Origin of the sequence: Pseudomonas sp. NPDC079086 (assembly GCF_044542155.1) — a bacterium.
Taxonomy (GTDB): domain Bacteria; phylum Pseudomonadota; class Gammaproteobacteria; order Pseudomonadales; family Pseudomonadaceae; genus Aquipseudomonas.
The window spans coordinates 1,581,936-1,608,593 of the sequence record NZ_JBITTY010000001.1 but is presented as its reverse complement, the minus strand read 5'-3'; the positions used below and the strand labels follow the sequence as shown (position 1 = coordinate 1,608,593).

At 61.2% G+C, this 26,658-nt stretch carries 28 protein-coding genes and 1 riboswitch; of the genes, 15 read left to right on the top strand and 13 right to left on the bottom strand.

The window, feature by feature from the left end; translation table 11 throughout:
- Positions 1-291 precede the first annotated feature (291 nt).
- The 3 genes from ACIGEK_RS07495 (at position 292) to ACIGEK_RS07485 (ending at position 1,607) form a co-directional block, all read left to right on the top strand.
- Entirely contained in the window at positions 292-771 is a 480-nt protein-coding gene (locus tag ACIGEK_RS07495) for an Lrp/AsnC family transcriptional regulator (protein WP_339522983.1), read from the top strand.
- Between the two features lie 139 nt (positions 772-910).
- The gene (locus ACIGEK_RS07490) at positions 911-1,129 is read left to right on the top strand and encodes a DUF2788 domain-containing protein (protein WP_090381947.1); all 219 of its coding nucleotides are present in this window, start codon (positions 911-913) and stop codon (positions 1,127-1,129) included.
- 85 nt (positions 1,130-1,214) lie between these two features.
- Positions 1,215-1,607, top strand: a complete 393-nt coding sequence (locus tag ACIGEK_RS07485) for a globin (RefSeq protein WP_160013211.1) — start codon at positions 1,215-1,217, stop codon at positions 1,605-1,607.
- On the opposite strand, the gene ACIGEK_RS07480 is transcribed toward ACIGEK_RS07485, so the two are convergent.
- Positions 1,608-2,177, bottom strand: coding sequence for a pseudouridine synthase (locus ACIGEK_RS07480; protein ID WP_397493099.1), 570 nt, complete (start codon positions 2,175-2,177; stop codon positions 1,608-1,610).
- 205 nt (positions 2,178-2,382) lie between these two features.
- On the opposite strand from ACIGEK_RS07480, the gene ACIGEK_RS07475 reads away from it, so the two are divergent.
- Both ACIGEK_RS07475 and ACIGEK_RS07470 read left to right on the top strand, forming a co-directional pair.
- Complete coding sequence (locus ACIGEK_RS07475; RefSeq protein ID WP_397492679.1) at positions 2,383-3,417, top strand: NAD(P)-dependent alcohol dehydrogenase; 1,035 nt, start codon at positions 2,383-2,385, stop codon at positions 3,415-3,417.
- 59 nt (positions 3,418-3,476) lie between these two features.
- Positions 3,477-3,938 carry a GNAT family N-acetyltransferase gene (locus ACIGEK_RS07470; RefSeq protein WP_397492678.1) on the top strand — a complete coding sequence of 154 codons (462 nt, stop codon included), beginning with the start codon at positions 3,477-3,479 and terminating at the stop codon, positions 3,936-3,938.
- A 9-nt stretch (positions 3,939-3,947) separates the two neighbouring features.
- On the opposite strand, the gene ACIGEK_RS07465 is transcribed toward ACIGEK_RS07470, so the two are convergent.
- From ACIGEK_RS07465 to ACIGEK_RS07450, 4 genes are read right to left on the bottom strand one after another with little or no spacing between them, the layout of a single operon-like run.
- A complete protein-coding gene (locus tag ACIGEK_RS07465; RefSeq protein WP_397492677.1) occupies positions 3,948-5,072 on the bottom strand; it encodes an agmatine/peptidylarginine deiminase in 1,125 nt (374 codons plus the stop codon).
- 26 nt (positions 5,073-5,098) lie between these two features.
- On the bottom strand, positions 5,099-6,202 hold the full coding sequence (locus ACIGEK_RS07460) for an extracellular solute-binding protein (protein ID WP_397492676.1): 1,104 nt from the start codon (positions 6,200-6,202) through the stop codon (positions 5,099-5,101).
- Positions 6,199-7,113 carry an N-carbamoylputrescine amidase gene (gene aguB, locus ACIGEK_RS07455; RefSeq protein ID WP_397492675.1) on the bottom strand — a complete coding sequence of 305 codons (915 nt, stop codon included), beginning with the start codon at positions 7,111-7,113 and terminating at the stop codon, positions 6,199-6,201. The genes ACIGEK_RS07460 and aguB overlap by 4 nt, the downstream gene beginning before the upstream one ends.
- On the bottom strand, positions 7,113-8,171 hold the full coding sequence (locus ACIGEK_RS07450) for an agmatine/peptidylarginine deiminase (RefSeq protein ID WP_397492674.1): 1,059 nt from the start codon (positions 8,169-8,171) through the stop codon (positions 7,113-7,115). Before ACIGEK_RS07450 ends, aguB begins: the two co-directional genes overlap by 1 nt.
- A gap of 134 nt (positions 8,172-8,305) precedes the next feature.
- Between ACIGEK_RS07450 and ACIGEK_RS07445 the strand changes: the two genes are divergently transcribed.
- Complete coding sequence (locus tag ACIGEK_RS07445) at positions 8,306-9,190, top strand: LysR substrate-binding domain-containing protein (protein WP_397492673.1); 885 nt, start codon at positions 8,306-8,308, stop codon at positions 9,188-9,190.
- An 8-nt stretch (positions 9,191-9,198) separates the two neighbouring features.
- Here ACIGEK_RS07445 and ACIGEK_RS07440 read toward each other — a convergent pair whose 3' ends face one another.
- The 3 genes from ACIGEK_RS07440 to ACIGEK_RS07430 form a co-directional block, all read right to left on the bottom strand.
- Positions 9,199-10,026 carry a hypothetical protein gene (locus tag ACIGEK_RS07440; RefSeq protein WP_397492672.1) on the bottom strand — a complete coding sequence of 276 codons (828 nt, stop codon included), beginning with the start codon at positions 10,024-10,026 and terminating at the stop codon, positions 9,199-9,201.
- Between the two features lie 109 nt (positions 10,027-10,135).
- Complete coding sequence (gene amn, locus ACIGEK_RS07435) at positions 10,136-11,611, bottom strand: AMP nucleosidase (protein ID WP_397492671.1); 1,476 nt, start codon at positions 11,609-11,611, stop codon at positions 10,136-10,138.
- An 83-nt stretch (positions 11,612-11,694) separates the two neighbouring features.
- A complete protein-coding gene (locus tag ACIGEK_RS07430) occupies positions 11,695-12,021 on the bottom strand; it encodes a DUF3703 domain-containing protein (protein WP_397492670.1) in 327 nt (108 codons plus the stop codon).
- A 107-nt stretch (positions 12,022-12,128) separates the two neighbouring features.
- On the opposite strand from ACIGEK_RS07430, the gene ACIGEK_RS07425 reads away from it, so the two are divergent.
- Positions 12,129-12,872, top strand: coding sequence for a hypothetical protein (locus ACIGEK_RS07425; protein WP_397492669.1), 744 nt, complete (start codon positions 12,129-12,131; stop codon positions 12,870-12,872).
- A gap of 4 nt (positions 12,873-12,876) precedes the next feature.
- Here the strand turns inward: ACIGEK_RS07425 and ACIGEK_RS07420 are convergent, their stop codons facing one another.
- The 4 genes from ACIGEK_RS07420 to ACIGEK_RS07405 form a co-directional block, all read right to left on the bottom strand.
- Complete coding sequence (locus ACIGEK_RS07420) at positions 12,877-13,557, bottom strand: energy-coupling factor ABC transporter permease (RefSeq protein ID WP_397492668.1); 681 nt, start codon at positions 13,555-13,557, stop codon at positions 12,877-12,879.
- Between the two features lie 53 nt (positions 13,558-13,610).
- A riboswitch (cobalamin riboswitch) is annotated at positions 13,611-13,819 on the bottom strand.
- 103 nt (positions 13,820-13,922) lie between these two features.
- Positions 13,923-15,575, bottom strand: coding sequence for an acyl-CoA dehydrogenase family protein (locus ACIGEK_RS07415; protein WP_397492667.1), 1,653 nt, complete (start codon positions 15,573-15,575; stop codon positions 13,923-13,925).
- On the bottom strand, positions 15,572-16,225 hold the full coding sequence (locus ACIGEK_RS07410) for a TetR/AcrR family transcriptional regulator (protein WP_397492666.1): 654 nt from the start codon (positions 16,223-16,225) through the stop codon (positions 15,572-15,574). The genes ACIGEK_RS07415 and ACIGEK_RS07410 overlap by 4 nt, the downstream gene beginning before the upstream one ends.
- 119 nt (positions 16,226-16,344) lie before the next feature.
- Positions 16,345-18,726 (bottom strand): 7TM diverse intracellular signaling domain-containing protein, encoded by a 2,382-nt coding sequence (locus ACIGEK_RS07405; RefSeq protein ID WP_397492665.1) that lies wholly within the window; start codon positions 18,724-18,726, stop codon positions 16,345-16,347.
- A 247-nt stretch (positions 18,727-18,973) separates the two neighbouring features.
- Between ACIGEK_RS07405 and ACIGEK_RS07400 the strand changes: the two genes are divergently transcribed.
- From ACIGEK_RS07400 to ACIGEK_RS07380, 5 genes are all read left to right on the top strand, one after another.
- Positions 18,974-19,768, top strand: coding sequence for a hydroxymethylpyrimidine/phosphomethylpyrimidine kinase (locus ACIGEK_RS07400; RefSeq protein ID WP_397492664.1), 795 nt, complete (start codon positions 18,974-18,976; stop codon positions 19,766-19,768).
- A gap of 13 nt (positions 19,769-19,781) precedes the next feature.
- Positions 19,782-20,408 (top strand): thiamine phosphate synthase, encoded by a 627-nt coding sequence (thiE, locus tag ACIGEK_RS07395; protein ID WP_397492663.1) that lies wholly within the window; start codon positions 19,782-19,784, stop codon positions 20,406-20,408.
- Positions 20,409-20,462: 54 nt separating this feature from the next.
- Positions 20,463-21,752, top strand: a complete 1,290-nt coding sequence (gene hemL / locus ACIGEK_RS07390) for a glutamate-1-semialdehyde 2,1-aminomutase (RefSeq protein ID WP_397492662.1) — start codon at positions 20,463-20,465, stop codon at positions 21,750-21,752.
- The gene (locus tag ACIGEK_RS07385) at positions 21,752-22,408 is read left to right on the top strand and encodes a hypothetical protein (protein ID WP_397492661.1); all 657 of its coding nucleotides are present in this window, start codon (positions 21,752-21,754) and stop codon (positions 22,406-22,408) included. The genes hemL and ACIGEK_RS07385 overlap by 1 nt, the downstream gene beginning before the upstream one ends.
- A gap of 92 nt (positions 22,409-22,500) precedes the next feature.
- Complete coding sequence (locus tag ACIGEK_RS07380) at positions 22,501-23,052, top strand: tetratricopeptide repeat protein (protein WP_397492660.1); 552 nt, start codon at positions 22,501-22,503, stop codon at positions 23,050-23,052.
- Positions 23,053-23,295: 243 nt separating this feature from the next.
- On the opposite strand, the gene ACIGEK_RS07375 is transcribed toward ACIGEK_RS07380, so the two are convergent.
- Positions 23,296-23,619, bottom strand: coding sequence for a DUF1820 family protein (locus tag ACIGEK_RS07375; RefSeq protein WP_090249225.1), 324 nt, complete (start codon positions 23,617-23,619; stop codon positions 23,296-23,298).
- A 135-nt stretch (positions 23,620-23,754) separates the two neighbouring features.
- Here ACIGEK_RS07375 and miaB point away from each other — a divergent pair, with 135 nt between their 5' ends.
- From miaB to ybeY, 3 genes are all read left to right on the top strand, one after another.
- Positions 23,755-25,098, top strand: coding sequence for a tRNA (N6-isopentenyl adenosine(37)-C2)-methylthiotransferase MiaB (miaB, locus tag ACIGEK_RS07370; protein ID WP_397492659.1), 1,344 nt, complete (start codon positions 23,755-23,757; stop codon positions 25,096-25,098).
- An 88-nt stretch (positions 25,099-25,186) separates the two neighbouring features.
- Positions 25,187-26,191, top strand: coding sequence for a PhoH family protein (locus ACIGEK_RS07365; protein WP_397492658.1), 1,005 nt, complete (start codon positions 25,187-25,189; stop codon positions 26,189-26,191).
- The gene (ybeY, locus tag ACIGEK_RS07360; protein WP_397492657.1) at positions 26,184-26,642 is read left to right on the top strand and encodes an rRNA maturation RNase YbeY; all 459 of its coding nucleotides are present in this window, start codon (positions 26,184-26,186) and stop codon (positions 26,640-26,642) included. Before ACIGEK_RS07365 ends, ybeY begins: the two co-directional genes overlap by 8 nt.
- Positions 26,643-26,658: the final 16 nt, after the last annotated feature.

Sequence of the window (26,658 nt, the reverse complement as noted above, 5' to 3'; positions counted from 1 at the left end):
TTCCCCTTTTTTGCGTGTCCGTCATTGTGGCGATGGTAACGCCTTTTCTTCGCCTGCCTGGTTGAGCAGTGCGGACCCGGGAGCCGTGACGATCCGGTGGGATCGGCGGCGACCGCTCACCTGATTGGGCGAGGCGGCTGGACGTGTCGTCCGGGCCTTGAAGTTGAGGTAAAGCTTACGCCCGTCGAGGCAGTGAAAGATTGCGAATATTGCTGATATGCCTACCACTTGCGCAATTAATCACCACAAGCGCATCATTCATAACAATCAAATAACGAAAGCACGACAAAGATGAACAGACTTGATCGTTACGACCTGAATATCCTCGCCGAATTGCAGCGCGACGCGACCCTGTCTAACCAGGACCTGGCCGAACGCATCGGCCTGTCACCCTCGCCCTGTTCGCGCCGAGTCAAACAGCTTGAAGATGACGGCTATATCCTCGGCCAGGTCGCCCTGCTCGACCGCAAGCAGCTCGGCCTAACGCTGACCGCCTACGTGCTGATCGGCATGGACAAGCACACCCCGGAACGCTTCGAGCATTTTCAGGAAGAAATCCGCAAATGCCCGCAAGTGCTCGAATGCTGCCTGGTCACCGGGATGGACGCGGACTATCAACTCAAGGTGGTGGTGCCGGATATGGATCACTACCAGCAGCTACTGCTGGGCACCCTGACCCGTATCGAGGGGGTTTCCAGCGTGCGCTCCAGCTTCGTCCTGCAGCAGATTCTCTCCAGCACCCAGCTGCCGTTGCAGCACCTGCGCGGCTGATCGCCGCACCCTCGTCATGCGCGGCTGGCAGGGCCGCCCACGGCGCGTATAATCGCGCCCCTCTGGCGAGCGTCACCGCGCCCACCTACGCATCGATTTTCGGCACCCAGCCGAGCACCTGCAGGTTCACGAGGCCCGAATGGAAACCGAACAGTTCGAATCGCTGATGATGTACGCACTGGTCGGCGGGCTGATGGTGTTTATGTTCTTCATCATCTGGGACCTGGCAAAAACCTCCAAAGCCGGCCGCCTGGGTACGGCGATCCTGTTCCTCGGCCTGGGCCTGTGTTTGTTCGCCTTCCTGGCCAAGCCGATCATCACTTACATCATCGAAGTAAGTCGCGGCATCCACGGCTGATAAAGCTGCCCGCGCCGACTACTGCACGCCCAGCCGCATCCAACCGCGCTAGAATGCGGCTTTCCGCCGTTCCCCAGGAGTATTCATGTCCCCCACCGACCGGGTGATGCAGAGCTATGGCCGCTGCTGCGCCAGCCCTGATTTCTTCGACAATTTCTACCAGCACTTCCTAGCCAGCTCACCCGAGGTGCGCGAGAAGTTCGCCAATACCGAGATGAACGGGCAAAAGCTGCTCTTGCGCCAGGGCATTCTCAACCTGGTGATGCATGCGCGCGGCATGCCTGACACCAAGTTGCGCGCCCTGGGCTGCAGCCACTCCCGCGCCGCCATGGACATTCGCCCTGAGCTGTATGTGCTGTGGCAGCAAGCACTGCTGCAGACCATCGGCGAGCATGACCAGCAGTACTGCAACGAAACCCGCAGCGCCTGGAATGAAGTGCTGGATAAAGGCATCGCCGTTATCAAAGCCGGCTACTGATCAGGCCAGCCGAGGTGGCACTTCACGCCACTGCCCCGGCTGCAAATCATCCAGACTGAACGGGCCGATACGCACCCGCACCAGGCGCAGCGTCGGCAGGCCAACCGCCGCTGTCATACGCCGCACCTGACGGTTGCGGCCCTCACGAATCACCAGTTCCAGCCAGGCCGTCGGGATGCTTTTGCGAAAGCGTACCGGCGGGTTGCGATCCCACAACTGCGGCTCATCTAACAGACGCGCTTCAGCCGGCAGGGTCGGGCCGTCATTCAATTGCACGCCCTCACGCAGCTGCTGCAACTGCGCTTCGCTCGGTTCACCCTCGACTTGTACCCAATAGGTTTTCGCCAGCTTGTGCTTGGGATCGGCGATGCGTGCCTGCAGGCCACCGTCGTTGGTCAGCAGCAGCAAGCCTTCGCTATCACGATCCAGCCGGCCAGCCGGATAGACGCCGGGCACATCGACAAAGTCCTTGAGGGTGGCGCGGCCCTGCTCGTCGTTGAACTGGGTCAGCACGTCGAAGGGCTTGTTCAGCACCAACAACCGTGGCTCGGCAGGTGGCGCCTTGGCCACGCGGCGCACGGCAGGTTTGCCGCTGTGCGGACGAGAGGACGCAGGGCGAGGTGGGCGTGACATAGGTGATCCAGCAACAGGTTACGAAGCGGCCAGTGTAACCGAGGCCAAGGTTGGACTATCAGGCTGAGTGATCCTCAAAGCCTTGGCCAGCGTAGCTGGACTATGCTGGCAAAGTTGCGTTCCCCCTCCCGAGGCCATTGTTATGAGTTCACCCGAATCCATCGTCGAAACCTTTACCGGCTGGGCTGCCAAAGCCCCCGGCGCGCCCCTCGAACCGCACAGTTATGACCCCGGCCCGCTGGGCGCCGAAGAGGTGGAAGTGGCGGTGGAATACTGCGGCATCTGCCACTCCGACCAGTCGATGATCGACAACGAATGGGGCAATGCGCGCTATCCCTTTATCCCCGGCCATGAAGTGGTCGGTACTGTGGTGCGCCTCGGCCCGCAGGCGCGTGGCCTCAAGCTCGGCCAGCGGGTGGGCATCGGCTGGTACAAGGGCAGCTGCATGCATTGCAGCTCGTGCATGGAAGGTGCGCACCAACTCTGCGGCACGGTGAAGCCGACGATTGTTGGCAGCAACGGCGGTTTCGCCGACCGCCTGCGCGGCCACTGGGCCTGGGCCGTACCGCTGCCGGACGGTCTCGACCCAGCCTTGGTCGGCCCGCTGTTCTGCGCCGGTTCCACAGTGTTCAGCCCGCTGCTGGATTTCGACGTAAAACCCACCGATAAAGTCGGCGTGGTCGGCATCGGCGGCCTCGGTCACCTGGCGCTGGGCTTTCTCAATGCCTGGGGCTGCGAAGTTACCGCCTTCACCTCATCGCTGAGTAAACAGGACGAAGCCAAGCGCTTGGGCGCACACAAGGTGGTGGCATCGACCGACAGCGCTGCGCTGAAAGCCATTGCCGCCAGCCTGGACTTCCTGCTGGTCACCGCCAGCGCGGACCTGGACTGGAACGCCATGCTCGGCACCCTGCGCGGCAAAGGTCGCCTGCACTTTGTCGGCATCGTACCGAGCGCGATCCCGGTGCATGTGTTCAACCTGATTCCGAAGCAGAAGAGCATGTCCGGCTCCCCGGTCGGCTCGCCCGCCAATATGGTGAAAATGCTCGAGTTCTGCGCCCGCCATCAGATCCTGCCGCAGGTCGAACACTTCCCCATGAGCAAGGTCAACGAGGCCATCGACCACCTGCGCGCGGGTAAAGCGCGTTACCGCGTGGTACTCGACGCAAGCAAGTGACAGGAGGGGCAAATCAGTCGCATGATTTGCCCCTTTTTTCATCGCATCATGAGCCACACATGCCACACCAGATCGAAACACCCAGTGCCACCGACTTCCCGCGCCTGCTTGAAGTGTGGGAGGCGGCAGTACGCGCGACCCATGATTTTCTCGAAGAGCACGACATTCAGCTGCTCAAGCCCTTACTGGTCGAGCAGTATTTTCCTCAGGGTCAGCTCAGTTGCATCCGTGGCGAGGATGGCAAGATCAGCGGTTTTCTCGGCCATGCCGAGGGCAAGGTTGAGATGCTCTTCGTTGATCCACAGAACCACGGCACGGGCATTGGTCGCGCTCTGCTCAGTGATGCGGTGACGCGCCTCGGCGCAACCCAGGTCGACGTCAATGAACAAAACCCCAAGGCGCTGGGTTTCTACCTGAGCCAGGGTTTCGAGGTAGAAAGCCGCTCACCGCTAGATGGCGGCGGACGGCCCTTTCCGATTCTGCACCTGCGCCGCGACCCAGCCGTGGAATGCCCTGCCTGAGCCAATACATCACAGGCGCGGCATGTTCTTGGTCACACAGTGAATACCACCACCGCCGCCGGCAATCGGATCGATATTCACCTGCACAATGTCGCGCCCTGGATAAAGCCGGGTCAGCAGATTTTTGCAGTACTTATCCGCCGCCGCGTCGCCGAACTGCGGGGCAATCACCGCGCCATTGATCGGTAGATAGTTGATGTAGCCGGGGGCAAAGTCCGGGTTATTTCTGCTGTACAGGTGGCTACGCGGTTTCAGGGGTGGCGGCAGGGTGTGCACGGTCAGCGTGCGCCCATCGGCATCCGTGGCCGCTTTGAGAATATCCAGATGCGTGCGCGTCACGGCGTAGTCGTAGGACGCGGGATCATTGTCCAGGTTGGCGATGACCACTCCGGGCTCGACGAAGCGTGCATAGAAGTCGACGTGGGCATCGGTGATGTCCTTGCCCTTGATGCCTGGCAGCCAGATGATCTTGCGCAAGCCGAGGTTGGCCTTCAGCTCGGTCTCGATCTGCAGCTTACTCATGCCTGGATTACGATTACGGTTGACCCAGCAGCTTTCAGTCAAGATCGCCGTACCATGGCCATCCACCTCAATACCGCCACCCTCGCCCGTGAGCATGCTGCTGATATAGGCGGCATACCCCTCATCGCTCAGGATGTCGGCCACCTCGGTATCCCGGCTGGCCGTCTGCTTGTTGCCCCAGCCATTGAAATTGAAGTCGACCAGACCGCGCCCACCCTGCCCGTCAACCACAAAACAACCACCGTAGTCACGCACCCAGATGTCATCCAGCGGCATGGTCAGGAACGTGACGTTGCGGGTACCGCATTTCTGCTTGGCCAGCCCCAGCTGATTAGCACGGCACAACACGGTTACCGGCTGATATTCGGCAATGGTCTTGGCCAGTAGGGCCACGGTGTTGTTCACTGCTGTGGCCCAATCATCCCAGATCGACGCCGAAGCAGCGAAGGCCAGAAATACCCGTTCTTGCGGGCCATGCTCATCTGGCATGTACCAACTGTTGCCCAGCGCAGCACGAACCCGGGGGGCGTTCACACCCAGGCCTAGAGATGCAGCCGCGCCCAGGCTGGCGACCAGGCTCAGGTGTTTGATGAAATCACGACGTGTCGACATATGCGTGCCCCTCGGAAATGGGTGGTTCAGTTACTGGCGGTGGTTTTAAAAGTGGTCCACGCCCGCATGCGCGCACGCATGTCGCGCTGCGGGATGTCCTTGCCGGGGATTAGTCGCGCATAAGCGACTTCATCAACGTAGATATCCGGGTTGTTACGCATGTCCGCATCGACCAGCGGCCTGGCCTTGGCACTGGACGTCGGATAGCCAGTGAAGTTACTGATTGCTGCCATGTTCGCCGGACGCATGACGAAGTTGATAAAGGCGTAGGCGTACTCTGGGTGACGGGCATCCACCGGAATGGCCATGGTGTCCATCCACACCGTGGTGCCTTCACGCGGAATGCGGTACTGGAAGTCCATCGATTTTCCAGCAGCGCTGGCCGTGCGCTGGGCCTGGGTGACATCACCGCTGTAGCCAAGCGACAGACACAGATCACCATTGATCAGATCAGTAACTGGCTGCGACTGGAACTTGCGGATATAGGGTTTGATCGACGCCAGTAGCTCACTGGCGGCCTTGAGGTCAGCAGCCTCAGCGCTGCGTGGCGAACGGCCTAGGTAGTTGAGCACCACGGCCAGCACTTCGTCCGGTGAGTCGATCATGGAAATACCGCAATCGGCAAACTTGGCCGCAAGTTCCGGTTTGAACAGCAGATCGAGACTGTTTACCGGCGCATTGACCAGGCGCTTGTTGATCACTGCTGCGTTGTAGGTGATGCCGATGCTGCCCCAGGTGTACGGCACTGTAGCGTGCCGCGAATAGGGATACTGGGTCTGCAGGTTGCGCAGCCCTGGCTCGATATCAGCCAGGTATTCAAGCTTCTCTGGCACCAGTTTTTGCAGCGCACCCGCGCGCATGAGGCGCTCGGCCACGGTATCACCCGGGAAGATCAGGTCGTAGCCACTATTGCCCGACATCATCTTGGCCTCTAGCGTCTCGCTGCCCTCCATCACGTCGTAGATCACCCGGATCCCGGTTTCCTCGGTGAAATTGGTCAGCGTGTCTTCGGCGAAATAATCCGCCCAGTTGTACAGACGCAGAATCTTGGCCTCATCCTCGGCGTGCGCCTGGGCGCAGCCAAGCGCAAGGCCCAGAGAGGCGAGCAACAGCGGTTTGCTAAGGGTCATAGCCGAACTCCTCGATCATGCCAATGCACATGGGTGTTGCTGCCATCCAGCCCCAGCAGCGACCCATACATTTCTGGGCGGCGATCCCGGTAGATGCCCCAGGTCAGGCGCTCCTCACGCATGACCGCCAGATCCAGCTCGCGCACCAATACGCCGCTACTGTCACGGTCGGCCTCAGCGAGCAACTTGCCCTTGTGGTCGGTGATAAAGGACGAGCCGTAGAAGCTCATCTGTAGGGCCGGATCCGTGCTAGCCATTTCATGGCCGACACGGTTGGCGGCTACCACCGGCAGGATGTTGGCGGCAGCATGGCCGCGCTGCGTGAGCTGCCAGTGGTCACGCGAATCCAGCGCTGCGGCGCCCGGTTCAGAGCCAATGGCAGTGGGAAACAACAGCACCTCGGCACCCTGCAAAGCCAGGCAGCGTGCAGTTTCTGGAAACCACTGATCCCAGCAAATGGCTACGCCGATGCGCCCATAGGCGGTATCCCAAACCCGGAAACCGGTGTCGCCAGGGCTGAAGTATTCCTTCTCCTGATAGCCGATAGCGTTGGGAATGTGGGTCTTGCGGTACACGCCAAGCAGGCGCCCATCGGCATCGGCCACGCTCAGCGAGTTGAAGTAGGCGTTGCCGGCTTTCTCGAACCAGGACAGCGGCAGCACCACGCCCAGCTCCTTGGCCAGGGCCGCGAAGCGCTTGAGCACGCGGCTCTGGCCAAACTCCTCGGCCAGCGCCAAATGTTTATGGTCCTGCTCGATGCAGAAGTACGGTGTGGCGAACAGCTCCTGCAGCAGGATCAACTGAGCCCCCTTGGCCGCTGCTTCGCGTACCAGCTGCTCGGCTTGATCAAGGTTGTGCTCAAGGTTCCAGCTACAGGCGAACTGGGTGGTGGCAACCGTCAGTGTGCTCATCACTTCACCCCTGGCAGCGGCCAGGCCGGCTGCTGCTGGGTGATGCAATGCACGCCGCCACCGCCATGGGCCAGCTGATTGATCTGCACCGGCACCACTTCGCGACCTGGGAATGCCATGCGCAGTGTCGCCGCCGCTTCATCGTCAGCAGCAATGCCGTAGGCCGGCATGATGATCGCGCCATTACAGATGTAGAAGTTGGTGTACGAGGCGCAGAACACCTCAGCCTCGGTGTCCACCGCAGCGGTGGCCTCGAACAGCTCAAGCATCTCGAATCTGCGCCCCCGGGCGTCAGTGGCCAGTTCCAGAGCCCGTCGATTCTCGCGCACCACTTCGGCATACAGCGAAGACTGATCACGGGTCGCATCTACCAGCAGCGCACCTGGTTTGGCGAAGGCACATACGCCATCGATGTGGCCGTCGGTCATGTCGCCAGTGACATAGTCCGGGTCGCCTGGCAGCCAGATGGTTTTCTTCACTCCGAGCAAACGGGCGAAAATACCTTCCATCTCGGCTTTGCTCATGCCCGGATTGCGATTGGGGTTTAGCAGTACCGACTCAGTGGTAATCAGTGTGCCGTCACCATCGACATGGATCGCGCCGCCCTCGTTGCTTAGCGAGGTGCCAAAGCACTCCAGGCCGAGACCATTGAGGACACGTCGGGCAAGCCCTTCGTCGAGGTCGTGATCGGACTTGCCGCCCCAGGCGTTGAAGCGCCAGCTGACCCCAGCCAGACCCAATTGCGGGTGGCAGATGAAACTCGGACCGGAGTCGCGGCACCAGCTGTCGTTGACCGCCAGCACAATCAGCTCGATATTGGCCCCACACAGCTCTCGGGCGCGCTCGATGGCCGACGGGTCGACCACCAGCTTCACCGGTTCGAAACGAGCAATGGCATTGACCACCCGCGCGAAATCGACCTGCACCTCGGCCAGGGTCACGCCCCAGGTCGACTCCCACAACGCCCGATTATGTGGCCAGACCATCCAGGTGGCGGCGTGCGGCGCCCACTCCGCGGGCATCATCCAAGCGTTCTGCGCGACTGCTTCATGCTGCATACAAATACCTTTCAGTTAAGACTTTGTTATCACTGAAAACCGCAAAAGCGGTGATGACTTGTATGCTAGGCCTGTAAAAATCACGCGACTAACGATAGATTTTGCACACTTTTGATTAGCAGAACTTATCAATCATGCTCAAGCACTGGCCTCCCCTGAACGCCCTACGCGGCTTCGAAGCCGCCGCCCGCCTGGGCAGTTTCCACAAAGCCGCCGAAGAGCTACACCTCACCCAGTCGGCAATCAGCCAACAGATCCGCAGCCTGGAAAGCTTTCTCGAACAGCCGCTGTTCTTCAGGAGCGGGCGCAGTGTGGCGCTCACCGATGCCGGACATGACCTGCTCAGCACCACCCAGTCACTGCTACAGCAGCTGGCGGTGGGCATCCGCCGCCTGGAGCAATACCGCAAGCCCAACCAACTGGTGGTCAACACCACGCCAGCCTTCGCTCGCCACTGGCTGGTGCCGCGCCTGGGTGAGTTTCATCGCCTGCATCCTGAGGTTGATCTGTGGCTGCTAACCACCGATGAAACCCCGGACATGGCCACCCAAACCATTGATATCGCCGTGCGTGACGACCTCAGTGCTCAGGCCGAGTGCAGCTTTCGTGTATTACTGGAAGATCGCCTCTACCCTGCGTGCCACCCCAGCTTGTTAAGCCAGGCAGCAGCCGAGCGCACGACATTGCACGGCGAAAGGGAGATGGATTGGAGTCACTGGCAGGTCCAGGGCGGTGCGGATGTCGGCCAACAGAGCCAAGGCCTGAACTTCTCGGATCTGGGCCTGCTGCTGGATGCCGCTTGCCAGGGGCTTGGGATTGCCCTGGTCAGCCAGTTGCTGGCCGAACAGGCGCGCAACAGCGGAGCATTACAACCGCTGGTGGAACAGACCATTCGCGGCGCTAATTGGGCCTGGCTGATCCACCGTGACAGCGAACACGAGCCACTGACCCGTAGCTTCTGTCAGTGGCTGGAAAGCGCGCTGCACCACAAGGCACACGGCGCGCCGAGACCGCGATAAACCCAGCACTACTGAGCCGGCAATGTACCCGGTGCTGCTTGAACCTCAACGAACCCTTGGGGCCATTGCCGCAGCCTGCGCGACAGCCACAGTTCGGCGCCGATCATGGCAAGCAACAACCCCAACAACGCGAGTAGCGTTAGGTAAAACGGCTTGAGCACCTGAGCTAGCTGGCGCTTGAGCAGGCCCAACAGGAAGTCAGCCTGGAACAATTGCTCAACCCGCGCATCGAGTACATCGAACACCACCTGGCGGTCCACCCCAGTGTATTTATTGGCCTGCTCTACTGCCGTATCGCGCACCGCTGCGCTCAGCAGGCTGGCCTGTAAGTAGTCGAATAGCTGGAGGCCGATGCGCTCGCTCAACGAGGCCTCCTCCAACTGCGGCGCACGGGCCAGAAGCTGCGCTTGCAGGTACTGGGCAGCCATATGATTAAGTACGGCCTGCACACTGGTGCTCTGCAGTTCGCGCGTCATGACCTGTTGATCTTGAGCCTGCAAGTAAGTGGAGAAGTCCTGCCAGATACCATCCGCCACGCCTTGTACCAGCGGCGCATAACTGTCCAGATGGCGATGAACCTGTTGCTGGCCGCCATACAGCAACCCCGCCTGCACGCCGAGAAAGGCGCCGCTAACGGGTAACAGCAGAAAGTACAGTTTGAGTAGCCAGTGATGCCAGCGGTTGCGCCGCGCCAGCCAGCCTCGGCGCTGCAATTGCAAGGTCAGCAGCAGCCCGGCGACAGCACCGAGTAGCAGACCGAGACAGCTGTAGCCAAATAGGGGAAGAAAACTGAAAGGTTCCCACAAGCCTTCGAGTAAAACCTGGGCTCGATCCATGAATACAACACTCCTTGTCATGTTTGCAGGTCGCACAGCCTAACCCTCTGCGCGACCATTCGCAGCCCAGCCGCCTAATCCTGTGCGGTGGGCCACAAAATCGCCCCGACTAACGGAACGGCGGTTCGTCGAAGCTGCGCAGCTTGCGTGAGTGCAACGAGTTGAGCTGGTTGCGCAACAGGTCGAGAGCGGTGATGCCAATGTGCAGGTGCTGGGTGACGGCGCGTTCGTAGAACGCTCCCGCCGCCCCCGGCAGCTTGATTTCGCTGTGCAGCGGCTTGTCCGATACACACAGCAGCGTGCCGTAGGGCACCCGCAGGCGATAGCCTTGCGCGGCGATGGTGCCGCTTTCCATATCCACCGCCACGGCGCGCGACAGGTTGATCAGCGGCCGTTCCTGAGCCCAGCGCAGCTCCCAGTTACGGTCGTCGTAGGTCAGCACGGTACCGGTACGCAAGCGCTTTTTCAGCTCATCGCCCTGTTCACCAGTGACCTGTTTGGCAGCCTCCTGCAACGCCTGCTGCACCTCGGCCAGGGCCGGTAGCGGGATATTCGGCGGCAATACACGGTCGAGAATGCCGTCGCGACGCATGTAGGCGTGGGCCAGTACATAGTCGCCGATGGTCTGCGATTGGCGCAGGCCGCCGCAGTGGCCAATCATCAGCCAGCAATGCGGACGCAGCACGGCCAGGTGGTCGGTGATGTTCTTGGCGTTGGACGGGCCGACGCCAATATTGACCAGGGTAATGCCGTCACCCTCCTTATCACTCTGCAGGTGATAGGCAGGCATCTGATAACGGTGCCAAACCACCGTCTCGATGATTGCCTGCATCTCGCCTTCGGCCATGCCACGCTCGATGACTACATTGCCCGGTAGCACCATGCGGGTGAAGCGCGACTCGCCCACCAGCATATCCAAACCATGGCGAATAAACTGGTCGACATAACGGTGGTAGTTGGTCAGCAGAATCCACGGCTGCACATGTCGCCAGTCGCTGCCGGTGTAATGCACCAGACGGCGCAGGGAAAAATCCACCCGCGCCGCATCGAACAGCGCCAGCGGCAGCGGGTCGGTGTTTTCCCAGTCATACAAACCATCAGCAGTGCCATCGGTGGCAGCGGAGAGGTCGGTGCTGGGGAACACCCGCGCCAGTTCGGCGGCGGTCACACCGGAGCCAGCCAGCTCGTCGCCCTGCTCAACCACATAGGGGTAAGGGATGTTCTGCTGACTGATGCCCACTTCAACCCGCACGGTGAAGTCGCTCATCAGCGGACGCAGCTGCTCCAGCAGGTACTTACGAAACGCCGCAGGGTGCGTGACGGTGATGCTGTAAGTGCCCGGCACCTGCACCTTGGCATAAGCACGCACAGTGGTCGGCACTTCGCCCTGACACAGATAGATCAGGCGCAGCTCTGGGTAACGGAACTGGCACTGCTGGGCGGCATCTGGCTTGATGCGCTCTTTCAGGTAGCGCTTGAGCGCCTGACTGAGAGCGGTGGTCGCCTGCAGGTGCAGAGCGGCCAGACGATCCACCGCTTCTTCAGCGGTTTTGGCGACAATAAAGTCATCGGAGCAAGGGTTCACAAGGCACCTTCCTGGCTGAACGTAATGGCTCTATCTTGCCCTGATCCGCCGCGTTTGCGATAGCGCGGTGTTGCCTGTGCTGGCTACTTGAGCAGCGCTTGCAGATCCTCAGGAATATCCTGAGGGGTCAGCGGACCGACGCGACGCGTACCCGGATTCCCCGAGGGTAATAGGCCTAACAACGAGCCTAGGCTACCGGGAATGCGCAGCAACTGCGCCAGCCCTTCGGCCCAGTCACGCTGGCGCCAAGCCCATGCAAGCATCCACAAATGACTGCGCAAGTGCTCGTTGAAATAACGCTGACCGAGAATATGCGCTCGCTCCAGATGGTGTAGCTCGGCGGCTGGATCAAAGCCGCACTGGGCGCGGGCCAGTTGGTATTCTTGCCAAAAGGCGTGTTCACGGGTCATGGCAACGCTCCTCGTTAAGCTGCACAGTCAGTCTGCAAGTGCGAGGCCGCCCCCAGGTCAAGCAACAACAGCTAATCTTCAACAACCCCAGTTCCTGAGGAAAACGCATGCCGCGCGCCCTGCTCACACTTGTGCTGTGCCTATTACCCAGTTTTCTGCTGGCCGACACCCTGGACGGCCACTACCTGACTACGCTGGACGGCCAGCCAGCCGAAATGCACCTGCGCAGTCAAGGCCAGCAAGTCAGCGGGGAATATATCGAGGGCGGCACGTTGCGCCTGCAGATCAGCGGCAGCTTTGACGGCCAACTGCTCAGCGCGCAGATCAGCGAACCGCAATCCGGGCAGTTGATCGCCAATATGAATGCCACCTACGCCAATGGCGTGCTCAACACCCATATCGCCGCGCGCAATCCGACTACCGGAGCAACCCTGGAACGCAAGGCGCTGTTCCACCGGCAAAACATTAGCGCTGCAGCGGCCACGCAAAGTAGCCGCCCAAGCAGCAGTGCAACACGCGACCCAGCGCTGATCGGAACCTGGATACACGAGAAAATCATCAACAGCGGCGGCGCCAATTTCGCGTCGATGACCACCCAGATGATTCTGCAACTGAGTGATGACGGCAGCGTTTCGCAATGGACGCGCAGCGTGGCAGGCGGCTCAGACTGGAACTACGACAGCCCTGGCGAGCTGCAATACAGCGGGCGCTGGCAGAGCAACAACGGCTTGCTGGAGGTGCAGATGCAAGGCCGCAGTGACTATCAGCCTGCCGCCTACTATCGCTTCAGTGACCAGTACCTGGTCACTGAGAGCAATACCGGCAAGCTGATCTGGCAGCGCCGCCGGTGATCAATCAGGCAGGCTGGTGCAGCCGCGCGTTGAACAACGGCCCACGGCTATAGGCGGACAGCGCCTTGGCGGCGGCCAGCACACCCAGATCGACCAGTGGCTCGATCAGGATCACGCTCATATAGGCCAAACCGAAGCTACCGACGGCAGCCAGGTTCTCGCCGGAGAAGCCGTTACCGTAGACCGCCCAGAAACCGACCCAGGCAACGATGCCACCCTGATAAGCCGTCGACAGCGCCAGCGCCTGCTTGTAGGAGAGGTCCACATACGCGGTGCCCGGCGCAATCAGGCGCTTGGCCAGCAGGCTGATACCCCACAGCGGTACCAGCAGCGTGGTCACGTTCATGCCGTACTGCGGCAAGTCGAACTGAGCGAACAATAGCCCCTGCAGCAACAGGCCAAGCGCCAGACCGATAGCCGTTGCCCCGGCGCCAAACAGCAGCAGCAGAGTTGAGCCGAGGATCAGGTGTACTTCGGAAACGCCAACCGCCTGATGCGGAAAGACCTCGAAGAAGCAAAACACCAACGCAGTGGTCAGCAGGCTACGTAAGGTCAGGGCAGCAATGCCGCCGTTGCTGCGTACGCTGTCGAGGGCAAGCTTGGCCGTGAGGCCAAAGGCACCCGCTGCGGTTGCATAACTGAGGAAGAGTTTGGCGCCAGTAACGACTTCTGGTTCGATGTGCATAGAGATTCCTGTACCGCGCCCACCGCGCGATGATCTGGATTGAGGGATTGGGCATCGTGCCCGGCTTCGATGGCAGGTCTCCTGGCTCACGGTTTACTACTTCGCCCGCCTTCCCAACCTTGCGGTCAGTGGCATGTGGGCGTCGCTCGCCGCTTACAGTTGCGGGGGCAGCCATGGCTTCGGTACGTGTAGCAGTACCCACCATGTTCCCTTTTCATCCGCTCGCGTAACACGCTGCGGAACCATCGGCGGCCACCTTACCCGGCCGCACGCAGAAATGACATAGCCCGGCGCAGAGGACCGGGCTCAAGGTAAAGCAGAACACTGCAATTCGCGCAAAAGCCCTTGCTAGACGGGCATACACCTCACACCAGGTGCGGCGTGCTGCGCGCCAACAACGCCTCAACTTCCACTCCGCGCGGCAAGGTGCCGTAGACACGACCACCCTGGCCGCCCAGGCGGCTGGCGATAAAGGCATCAGACACCGCCGCATTACCGGCTTCCAGCAGCAACTTGGCTTGCAGCGCCAAAGCCACGTCTTCGGTGAGTTGGCGAGCGCGGTACTGGATATCGGCGGTGTCGCGGAAATCCGCCTGCAACTTGGCAACATGCGCCTTGAGCCTTGCATCACCGTGGCCGTCGCCCAGCTCATGGAACAGCGCATCAAGCACACCTGGTTCCTTAGACAGGGCACGCAACACGTCCAGGCATTGCACGTTGCCCGAACCTTCCCAGGTGGAATTGACCGGTGCTTCGCGGTACAGGCGCGGCAGGATGGTTTCCTCGACATAACCGGCGCCGCCCATGCATTCGGCGGCCTCGTTGATCATGGCCGGCGCCCGTTTGCAGATCCAGTATTTGCCCACAGCGGTGACGAGCCGAGCGAACTTGTCTTCCTGCTCGTCGTGCGGATTATCCAGCGCCTTGCCCATACGCATGGTCAACGCTAGCGCCGCCTCACTTTCCAGGGCCAGGTCAGCCAGTACGTTCTGCATCAACGGCTGTTCGCTAAGCACGCGGCCGCCCACCTGGCGATGGGCACAGTGGTGCGCGGCCTGGGTCAGCGCCTGACGCATCAGCGCGCTGGAGCCGATCATGCAGTCGAAGCGGGTCAGCGCGACCATCTCGATAATGGTTGGCACGCCGCGGCCTTCCTCGCCGACCATCCAGGCCAGCGCGCCGCGGAACTCCACTTCGCTGGAGGCGTTCGACCAGTTGCCCAGCTTGTTTTTCAGGCGCTGGATATAGAACTCGTTACGCGAACCATCCGGACGATGGCGTGGCAGTAGAAAGCAGGTCAGCCCCTTAGCGGTATACGCCAGGGTCAGAAAGGCATCGCACATCGGCGCCGAGCAGAACCACTTATGGCCAACCAGCTCATAGGCCTGACCCGGGCCACCCAGGCCAACCGGATAAGCCCGCGTGGTGTTGGCGCGCACATCAGTACCGCCCTGCTTCTCGGTCATGGCCATGCCGATGGTCGCCCCGGTTTTCTGCTCTATCGGCAGGTTGCGCGGGTCGTATTGGGTCGAGAGGATTTTTGGCAACCACTTCTCGGCCACATCGGCCTGTAGCTTGAGTGCGGGCACGCTGGCGAAGGTCATGGTCAGCGGGCAGCCGCTACCGGCTTCGGCCTGGCTGTGCAGGTAGCTCATCGCGGCACGTGCCACCTGGGCACCGGCACGCGGGTCAGTCCAGGGCATGGACGGCAGGCCGTGTTCGATAGCGGCGCTCATCAACTGGTGGTAGGCCGGGTGAAACTCAACCAAATCAGCACGATGACCATAACGGTCATGGCTCTTAAACACCGGCTTATTTTCGTTAGCGAGAAAACCAGCGACCATCAGCTCACCGCCGGCCAGACCGCCATATACATCCAGACGCTGCTCGGCCCAGCCACCGCCAAAACGCTTGGTCCACTCTTGCAGCGGCAGGTCGACGCGGTACAGATTGGCGCCATCCAGCGACGGCACTTGATTGAACACTTCATGGGTTTCGGCGTGTTGGCTGGCGTTCATGGCTGAGGCTCCTCTTCAGGCAATGGGGCGCCCACGACGCGTAGACAAAAGGTGACTAAGGCCTGGCTGACTTCAGCCAGGCTGGGGGCGGGGTAACCGGCTTCGCGGGCCGCACGCGCTGGCGGCGACAAAGGGCCGACCAGCGCTTCGGCGATGGCGCCAACCAAGCAGGCAGCAACCAGGTTGATCTGCTGCACGCGGAATACGCCGAGCGCGGCGCCTTCCTGCAACAACTCAACGAACAGCTCCGCGTAGGCTTCGCGGTAGAACAGGCGCTGCTCGTCGACTTCCGAATCAACCGGCTCGGCGATCAGGGCAAAGGCCAAACGACGGCTGTCCCAGGCCCGCGCCGCAAAGCGCTCAAGCCCTGCGCCCAGGCGTTGCTCCGGACGACCGGTTCCGCGCATGGTGGCGGCCAACGCATCGACTTCACGCTGGCTGGCCACGGCAAACACCTCGGCTGCCAGGCTTCCCTTGCTGCTGAAGTGGCGATACAGGCTGCCAGTGGCGATGCCAACATCCTCGGCCAGCGCTTGCATGGTCAACGCCGCAAAACCGCCCTCGGCAACCCGTGCAAGCGCGGCGTCGATAATGCGCTCGCGCAGGGCTTGATCGCGATCGATACGCAGTGCAGTGGTGCGATAAGCCATGGTCTGAATCCTGATTCACTATTGATCAAGTGAATCAGGATTCAGAGTTTGGCTAAAGGGCGATTCCGGGCACAACAGCGGGCATATTGGCCAGCCGTTGGCGCATGCCACCTAAGGGATCAGGACTCGCGGCAGAGCACCCAGTCATGCAACAGATTACGCAGCTGCTCGAACTTCACCGGTTTGGCCAGGTAGTCGCTCATCCCAGCGGCCAGGCAGCGCTCGCGGTCGCCGCTGTGGCTGTGGGCGGTAATCGCCAGCACCGGCAGCAGCTGACAGCCAGGCAGGTTGCGCAGCGCGCGGCAGGTGGCGAAACCATCCATGACCGGCATCTGGCAATCCAGCAGCACCGCGTCAACGGTCGCGCTGCGCAACACTTCCAACGCTTCGGCACCGTTGTCAGCGGTACGCACCTGATATCCCAGCTTGAGCAACATGCCGCGGGTCACAAGCTGATTGATCGCGTTATCTTCGACGATCAATACCGTGCACTGCTCAGGCGCGCGCAGCGCCGGGCCGGTGGCGCGCAGCACCACTGCGGCCGGAGTGGTCATCTGCACGGGCAAGGCCAGCGGCAGCTCCAGGCGGAAACAGCTGCCCTGCCCTGGCTGGGATTCATGGCTGAGGTCGCCGCCGAGCAGGTCGACCAGTTGCCGGCAGATTGCCAGGCCAATACCCAGGCCGCCGTACTCGCGGGTCATCGAACCATCCAGCTGCTGGAAGCGCTGATACAGCTTAGCGTCGGCCGGCACCGCGAAGCCCACGCCGCTGTCGATCACCTCGATGCGTAGCGGCAAAATATCGCTGGCCGTGCCGCCACGACTGACCCTTACCCGCACCTCGCCATGCAAGGTGAACTTGATGGCGTTATCCAGCAGGCAATTGAGGCTCTGCAGCAGTTTGCTGGCGTCGCCTTCCAAGGTATCCGGCAGGCTGTCGTCCAGTTCCAGAATAAAGCGCAGACCCTTTTCTTCGGCGCGCGGCGCGTACTGCGCACGCAGGCCATCGAACAGACCGCGCAGGCTGAATGGCTCGCGCCGTGGATACAGGCGGCCCGCTTGCAGTTCGGTGAGGGCAAGAATGTCATTGACCATGCGCATCATGTCGCGGGCAGAGCTGGCGGCCGTGCGCTGGTAGTGCGCCAGTTCACCGTCGATCTCAAGCATCTGCATCAGCTCCAGCGAACCGATCACCCCATTCATTGGTGTGCGCAGCTCGTGGGTGACGGTGGCAAGGAACTCATCCTTAAGGCGGTTGCTGTTGGCCAGTTCCTGGTTGAAGGCTTCGAGCTTGAGCCCGGCCTCCTGCAGGATGCGCGTGCGCTCTTCCTTCATTGCGTTGATGCGGTCGGCCAGTGCCAGCGAGAGCAGGCCTACTTCCAGCGCCGAACCGATCTGGCTGGCGTACATGGTGAGGAACATGTTCGGCAGGTAGCCCAACACCATCAGCGTATTGATCATTCCGCCGGCGAGAAATGCAGTCCAGGCGATGATGAAATAGCGCGCCACGCGCATACCGCGCATCCAGGCGAGGATGCCCGCGCTGAAGATCACCACGGTAAAGCCCAGCGCCAGGTAGGTGGCCAAGCGCAGCGACAGGGCGTAACTGGCCGTCAGTGCCAGGGTCATCACCAGCACGCCGGAGGCCATCATCAGCAACAACGCACGATCGACCCAAGGACTGTGCTCGGCGGTATGCAGGAAGCTGCGGGCGAACTGACAGCCGAACAGCGCCGCCGCACCAATCAGGAACGGCGTGGCAGCGTTCGCCCACCAGGGGCTGTTGGGCCAGAAATATTCGATAGCCGCGCCGTTAACCGACAGCTGATAGAAGCCGAACGAGGCTATATAAAGGATGTAATACAGGTAGCTGGTGTCGCGGACGCTGAGGAAGATAAACAGGTTGTAGATCAACATCACCAGCAGCACGCCGTAGATGATACCCAACACGTAGATGCGTGCCGGCTGCTCTTCCAGATAGGCATTCGGTGCCCACAGGGTCAGCGGTGCCTGAATCGAGCCCTGGCTTTCCAGGCGCAGGTATACGCTTTGCGGTTGCGCCGGCGGCAACCTCAGCTCAAACACATAATTGTGCTGTTTGATTTCGCGACTGGAGAACGGCAAGGCATCGCCAGTGTGCTGACTCAGCTGATAACGCCCCTGTGCATTGGGCAGGAACAGCTGCACATGATCAAGCGGCGGATAAGCCAGCTCGAGTAACCAGGGCTGCGCACCTGTGGCCTGTTGCGGACGATATTCCAGATCCAGGCGCAGCCAGAACACCGAGCGCGAATAACCGGCGTTCAGTACACCTTTGTCGTGCTGACGGAAACTGGCCTGCAGGGCAGGCGAGGTGATGTCCTCGATGCTGGCATCGCCGCGAACATCCTCAAATACCGACATGGCCTTGCCGAGCGGCAGGCTGCGGGTGTTTTCGTCAAAAACCAATGCCCCGGCCAACCCTGGCACCAGCATGAAGAAACAGAGAAGGATGTAGTGCATGCAGCTCAGCCAAAGTATGCCAACAGTGCATTAAACAGCGCTGCAGGAACGGTGTATTCAGAAGCTCAGCACTCTAGCATAGGCATTTGCGCCAGAGGCCCAGGAAAAACCTGAACTGCCTGGGGTTTTTCACCTTAACTAACACAGGCTGCAGCACGGTATGCGCGTGCGACAGATCGTCCGCCAGGCGGGCTTTCCTGGCGTTTCGGGGTCTGCAAGCCGTGGTTTGGTGGTAAGCTCGCGCACCATGAAAATGCCTACCTCTCGCCCCGTAGTGCTGTGCCTGTCCGGTCATGACCCAAGTGGTGGTGCCGGCCTGCAAGCCGATATCGAAGCCCTGCTCGCCCAAGGCTGTCACGCTGCTCCCACCGTGACCGCGCTGACCGTTCAGGACACTGTCAACGTTTCCGACTTTCGCGTGCTCGACCGCGACTGGGTCTTGGCCCAGGCCAATGCGGTGATCAACGATCTACCCGTAGAAGCCGTCAAGCTGGGCATGCTTGGCTCGGTCGAGATGGTCGAAACCGTACTGGAAATCATGCAACGTTTGCCGGGTATCCCGCTGGTCTGCGACCCGGTGCTGCGCGCCGGCGGAGGCGGCGCACTGGGCAAGGACGAAGTTGGCTACGCCATGCGCGAGCGCCTGTTTGCCGTGTCGACCATCGCCACGCCAAATCTGCCAGAAGCGCGCATCCTCGCCGAACTGCCTGATGGCAGCGCCGACGAATGTGCAGAGAAGCTGCTGCCCTATATCAGGCACCTGCTGATCACCGGCGGCCATGGCGATGAACACGAAGTGCACAATCGCCTGTATTCACGTGACGGTAGCCGCCACACCTTTACCTGCCAGCGTCTGCCCGGCAGCTACCATGGCTCTGGCTGCACCCTGGCCAGCACCCTCGCCGGCCGCCTGGCCCTAGGCCAGGAACTGGTCAGCGCTGTGCAATTTGCCCTCGACTACACCTGGCGCACCCTGCGCGACGCTGAACAGCCGGGCCATGGCCAGTACATCCCACGCCGCCTGCCCCTAGACTTTTGCTGATGGAGCGCCTCAGATGAAACTGCGTGGCCTATATGCCATCACCGACAGCGAGCTGCTCAAGGGCAAACTGCTGCCTTACGTCGAAGCCGCACTCAAAGGCGGCGCGAGGCTGCTGCAATACCGCGACAAATCCAGCGATGACGCACGCCGCCTGCGCGAAGCCGAGGCCCTGCGCGAGCTGTGCAACCGCTATGGCGCAGCACTGATCATCAATGACGACGCCGAACTGGCCGCCCGCTTGGGTGTAGGCCTGCACCTGGGCCAAGGCGATGGTTCGCTGTCCGTCGCCCGCGCACTGCTCGGACGCAAAGCGATCATCGGCGGCACCTGCCACGCCCAGCTCGAGCTGGCCGAGGCTGCAGCCAAGGAAGGCGCCAGCTATGTCGCCTTTGGTCGTTTCTTTAACTCCACCACCAAACCTGGCGCTCCGTCAGCTGACGTCGAGTTGCTGGCTGCGGCGAAAGCCAAGATCAACCTGCCGATTGTCGCCATCGGCGGCGTGACCCTGGACAACGCCCCCACGCTGATCGCCCACGGCGCCAGCATGGTTGCAGTGGTGCACGGCCTGTTCGGCGCCGACTCGGCCGCCGAAGTCGAGCGCCGCGCCCGCGCCTTTAGTGCCCTGTTTATTTCTAACTAATCGTTTTCAGGGGCGACACGGCTCGCCCCGACTCCCAGCTTGAGAGGCCCTGCCATGTCCCGTTCTGAAACCCTCTTCGCCAACGCGCAAAAGCACATCCCTGGCGGCGTTAACTCTCCGGTGCGCGCGTTCAAAAGTGTCGGCGGCACGCCGCTGTTCTTCAAGCATGCCGAAGGCGCCTACGTCACCGATGAAGATGACAAGCGCTACGTCGACTATGTCGGCTCCTGGGGCCCGATGATCCTCGGCCACAGCCACCCGGAAGTACTCGACGCGGTGCGCAATCAACTGCAGCACGGTTTGTCCTATGGCGCACCGACCGCCATGGAAACCGAGATGGCCGACCTGGTATGCAGCCTGGTGCCGTCGATGGAAATGGTGCGCATGGTCAGCTCCGGCACCGAAGCGACCATGAGCGCCATCCGTCTGGCCCGTGGCTACACTGGCCGCGACAACATCATCAAGTTCGAAGGCTGCTACCACGGCCACTCTGACAGCCTGCTGGTCAAAGCCGGCTCTGGCCTGTTGACCCAGGGCGTTCCCAGCTCCGCTGGCGTACCGGCGGACTTCGCCAAACACACCCTGACCCTGCCATTCAACGACCTGGCCGCCGTCGAGCAGATGCTCCGCGAGGTCGGCTCGACCGTCGCCTGTATCATCGTCGAGCCGGTAGCCGGCAATATGAACTGCGTACCGCCGGCACCGGGCTACCTGCAAGGCCTGCGCGAGCAGTGCGACAAGCACGGCGTGGTGCTGATCTTCGACGAAGTAATGACCGGTTTCCGCGTTGCCCTTGGCGGCGCTCAGGCGTATTACGGTGTAACCCCGGACCTGACCACCTTCGGCAAGATCATCGGTGGCGGCATGCCCGTTGGCTGCTTCGGCGGCAAGCGCGAAATCATGCACTGCATCGCCCCGCTCGGCCCGGTGTACCAGGCCGGCACCCTGTCGGGTAACCCGCTGGCCATGGCCGCCGGCCTGACTACTTTGCGCCTGATCAAACGTCCTGGCTTCCACGCCGAGCTGACTGGCTACACCAGCCGTATGCTGCAAGGCCTACAGGACCGTGCCGATGCGGCCGGTATTCCGTTCGTCACCACCCAGGCAGGCGGCATGTTCGGCCTGTATTTCAGCGGCGCCGACGATATCGTCACCTTTGACGATGTGATGGCCAGCGATGTCGAACGCTTCAAGCGCTTCTTCCACCTGATGCTGGACGGCGGCGTGTACCTGGCCCCGAGTGCCTTCGAGGCCGGCTTCACCTCCATCGCCCATGGCGATGCTGAGCTGAAAATCACTCTGGACGCCGCTGAGCGTGCCTTCGCCGAGATGAAGAAAGCCTGATGCAGTACAGCACCGCCTTTAGTGACGCTGTCCTGGCACTGGCCTGCCTGGCTTGCGCAATCGCCATCGGCAAAGCCCGCAAGCACTATGGCGAGGCTGATCAGCCGGCGCTGTTCTGCGCCCTTCTGGGGTTTCTGCTGCCGGCCGCTGCGGCTGCCGTCGGGGTAATTCGCTTTGGTATAGACCCCAACGCGCAAGCTGCGCACCTATGGCTAAGCCAGGCCAGCGGCTTCCTCGGCTTACCGCTGCTGGGAGCAGCAGCGCTGGCGCTAGGACGCGGCTGGCAATGGAGCCGCGCCAACTGGGGTCGCATCCTGCTGGGGCTGTGTGCATTCTTCGAATTGTTCCGCCAGATGAACCAGCTGGAGGATTACCGCCTACTGCTGAATCTGGCGACCCTGCTGCTGATTGTCTATGCCGGCGCCATGCAATGGCCCAGGCGCGCGCCACTGGCTGCGGCGATTGCGGTGGTCGGACTGTTTCTGCTGGCCGGATTGGCCGTCGGCACCCAGGGCTTTATCGGTTCGTTACGCCGGGTTGACCTGTTCCACGCCCTGCTGACACTGGCCTATCCACTGCTTGCCTGGCTGCTGCTTAGCCTGCCGGCTAGTGCAAAACTGGGCCATACAGAAGAAAACCCGGTAAAGACTTTGTAAGAACCCCGCGGCTTATTTCATAATGTGATGGCTGCCGCGTTCCGGCGGCCAGGTACATCGCCTGTTGTGCACCCCGAGGTAAATGGATTTTCATGAAACGCACCGGCCGCACCCTGTCCCTGGGCTGCCTGTTGCTCCTGCTGCCACTGCTCGCCTCTGCGAGCGGCAACTCCTTGCTGATCCCTGCGCTTGGCAGCTGCTCACTCAACACCGCCCCCGAAGAACTGCCCGCCGCCCTCGAGGCCTGCGAGCAAGCCGCGCTGAATGGCGACCTGCAGGCGGAGTTCGAGCTGGGCGAGTTTTTTTACGACGGCAAGCGGGTCGAACGCGATCTCAGCCAGGCGCTGAAATGGTTCGAACAGGCTTCGCTGCAAGGCCATGCGCAATCGCAGTACCGCTTGGGCATGATGTTCTTCCGAGGCGAAGGCGTGCAGGCAAACGCTGTGCAGGCCTATATCGTGCTGAAAATGGCGGCGGTAAACGGCTCGGACGAAGCCATGGACAGCGCTGACCTGATCGCCGCACAGATGCCGCGCGATGAACTGGAAATCGCCAGCCAGGTGCTGGGGCAGATTTTCCGCAACTACCTGCTGGAGTTGCAAAACGCCGACACCCTCACCTCGCCGTTCGCACCACTGCCCTGATTCAACACATCTAACACGCGTAGACGCTGCTTAAGATCTCGCGAGCTAGAGCACTGCAAGGCGCTACGTTAGTAACAGCCTACGGCTGGTCAAGCAGGCGAGGAAGCGGAGTGTACTTTTGTACATGAGCATTACTCGTTTCACTCGCCCTTCGGGTCGCGCTAAAGCGCGTTGCCGCAAGCGGCTTGCCGAGGCTGTTTTTAACGCAGCAGGGCCGACGCACAGCAGATCGTATGCAGGTTCTTACTTATCCGGCATCGGCATTGGGAACGGCATAACATTACCGCCGCCCTTGGCTTCGCTGATCTTCGGAGTGCCCAGGCGCTCGACTTCGTCGATGCGGATGATCGCGTGCATGGGGATAAAGCTGCGCACCACACCGTCAAACTGCGCCTTGAGCTTTTCCTCGCTGGGATCGACCACCACCTGGGTGCGCTCGCCGAAGACGAACTCCTCCACTTCCAGAAAGCCCCACAGATCGCTTTGAAAGATCTGCTTGGCGTACATCTCGTACACCTGACCCTGATTGAGGAAAATCACCTTGTAGATGGGCTCGCGCTTGCTCATGGCTATGCAGTTCGTACCGAAGGATTAATTGAAAGGGCGCGGATCATAGCATAGCCGCCTAGCAGCCAACGCTAGGAACCCGAGCCTTCGGCCTCTATAATGCTCGGTTCTTCGAATCACCCTTTTTGAGCGCGCATGACCAAGAAGCTTTATATCGAAACCCACGGTTGCCAGATGAACGAGTACGACAGCTCGCGCATGATTGACCTGCTGGGCGAACATCAAGCCCTGGAAGTCACCGAGAAGGCAGCAGACGCTGACATCATCCTGCTCAACACCTGCTCGATCCGTGAAAAAGCCCAGGACAAGGTGTTCTCGCAACTCGGCCGTTGGCAAAAGCTGAAGATTGCCAACCCCGACCTGGTGATCGGCGTCGGCGGCTGTGTGGCCAGCCAGGAAGGCGCAGCGATTCGTGATCGCGCGCCCTACGTCGACGTGGTCTTCGGCCCGCAGACCCTGCACCGCCTGCCGGAAATGATCGACGCCGCGCGCACCACCAAGATCGCCCAGGTCGACATCAGCTTCCCCGAAATCGAGAAATTCGACCGTCTGCCCGAACCACGCGTCGATGGCCCCAGCGCCTACGTCTCGGTGATGGAAGGCTGCAGCAAGTACTGCACCTTCTGCGTGGTGCCCTACACCCGTGGCGAAGAAGTCAGCAGGCCCATGACCGATGTGCTCGGCGAGATCATCCACCTGGCCGAACACGGCGTGCGTGAAATCACCCTGCTCGGGCAGAACGTCAACGGCTACCGTGGCGCCACCCAGAATGGGCAGATTGCCGACTTCGCCGAGCTGCTCTACGCCGTGGCGGCCATCGATGGCATCGACCGCATTCGCTACACCACCAGCCATCCGCTGGAATTCTCCGACGCGCTGATCCAGGCCCACGCCGAGATCCCCGAGTTGGTGAAATACCTGCACCTACCGGTGCAATCGGGCTCCGACCGGATTCTCGCGGCGATGAAGCGCAACCACACCGCACTGGAATACAAGTCGCGCATCCGCAAGCTGCGCGCCGCCGTACCGGACATTCTGATCAGCTCGGACTTTATCGTCGGCTTCCCTGGTGAAACCGAGAAGGACTTCGAGCAGACCATGAAGCTGGTCGAGGATGTCGGTTTCGACTTCTGCTACTCCTTCGTCTACAGCGCGCGCCCCGGCACCCCAGCGGCGGACCTGCCAGACGACACCCCGCTGGAACTGAAAAAACAGCGCCTGGCACTGCTGCAACACCGCATCACCCAGCAGGGCTTCGAGAACAGCCGACGGATGGCCGGCACCGTGCAGCGCATTCTGGTCAACGATTACTCGAAGAAGGACCCCGGCATGCTCCAGGGCCGTACCGAGAGCAATCGGGTGGTCAACTTCCGTAGCGACAATCCGCGCCTGATCGGCCAGTTTGTCGACGTGCATATCGACGAAGCCATGCCCAACTCGCTGCGCGGCACGCTACTGAGCGAAACCGTCTGCAACTAAAGCCGCAGCGGCCCGAGCTTCCCCCTCGCGGCCGCTAGCGCTATTCTTCGTTTCACTACCCCAGCCGACTGGCGGCCATCACACGACCTTGAACGCACCCATAGAACCACTCCGTTTTATCCTTGAACCCTTTGAGGCTCGCCGCTTCGCTAACCTGTGCGGCCAATTTGATGAGCACCTGCGCCTGATCGAACAGCGCCTGAGCATTGAATTGCGCAACCGCGGCAACCAGTTCGAACTGGTTGGCACTGCGGGTCAGACCCGCGCTGCCGAGCAGTTGCTGCGCCGCTTGTACCGCGAAGCCGAAAACACCGAACTGTCGCCCGACCTGGTGCACCTGTTTCTGCAGGAGTCCGGCATCGAGGAAATGAGCAATCCAACCGTCGAAGCCAGCGTCGCCCTGCGCACCCGCAAGGGCATGATTCGCCCGCGCGGCGCTAATCAACAGCGCTACGTCAAAGCCATTCTCGACCACGACATCAACTTTGGCGTCGGCCCGGCCGGTACCGGCAAAACGTATCTGGCCGTGGCCTGTGCCGTGGATGCCCTGGAGCGCGAACAGATTCGCCGCATCCTGCTGGTACGCCCGGCGGTCGAAGCCGGCGAGAAGCTCGGTTTCCTCCCAGGCGACCTGTCGCAGAAGATCGACCCCTACCTGCGCCCGCTCTACGACGCGCTGTACGAGATGCTCGGCTTTGAACAGGTGGCCAAGCTGATTGAGAAACAGGTGATTGAAGTCGCGCCACTGGCCTATATGCGCGGCCGCACGCTGAACAACAGCTTTATCATCCTCGACGAAAGCCAGAACACCACCCTGGAACAGATGAAGATGTTCCTCACCCGCATCGGCTTCGGCTCCACCGCAGTGATCACCGGTGATATCACCCAGGTCGACCTGCCGCGCGGTACCAAGAGCGGCCTGACCCACGTGATCGACGTGCTGCGTGACGTCCCGGGCATCAGCTTTACCCACTTCAAGCCCAAGGACGTGGTGCGCCACCCACTGGTGCAGCGCATTGTCGAAGCCTACGAGCGCTACGACAACCGCATGCACGGCAAGCTGGATGACGAGCAGGATGAGCGCAATGCTTGAGCTTGACCTGCAGATCGCCAGCGACGCCGCGACCCTACCGAGCGAGGCGCAGTTCCGCACCTGGTGCGAGCTTGCCCTGCGCCAGCGCAGTGCCGACTCCGAGCTGACCATTCGCCTGGTCGATGAAGCTGAGGGCCGCGAGCTCAATCACACCTGGCGACATAAGGATTACGCCACCAACGTACTATCCTTCCCTGCCGATGTGCCGGACGAGATGCTTGATATTCCGCTACTCGGTGATCTGGTGATCTGCGTGCCGGTGGTTGAGCGCGAAGCCCAGGAACAGGCGAAAACCAGCGAAGCGCATTGGGCGCACCTGGTGATCCACGGCTGCTTGCACCTACTCGGCTACGACCACATCGAGGATGAAGAAGCCGAAGAGATGGAAGCGATGGAACGAGAATTGCTGGCTGAGTTGGGGCACCCCGACCCTTACGCCGACCACGAATAAATGCCCCCTACAACCC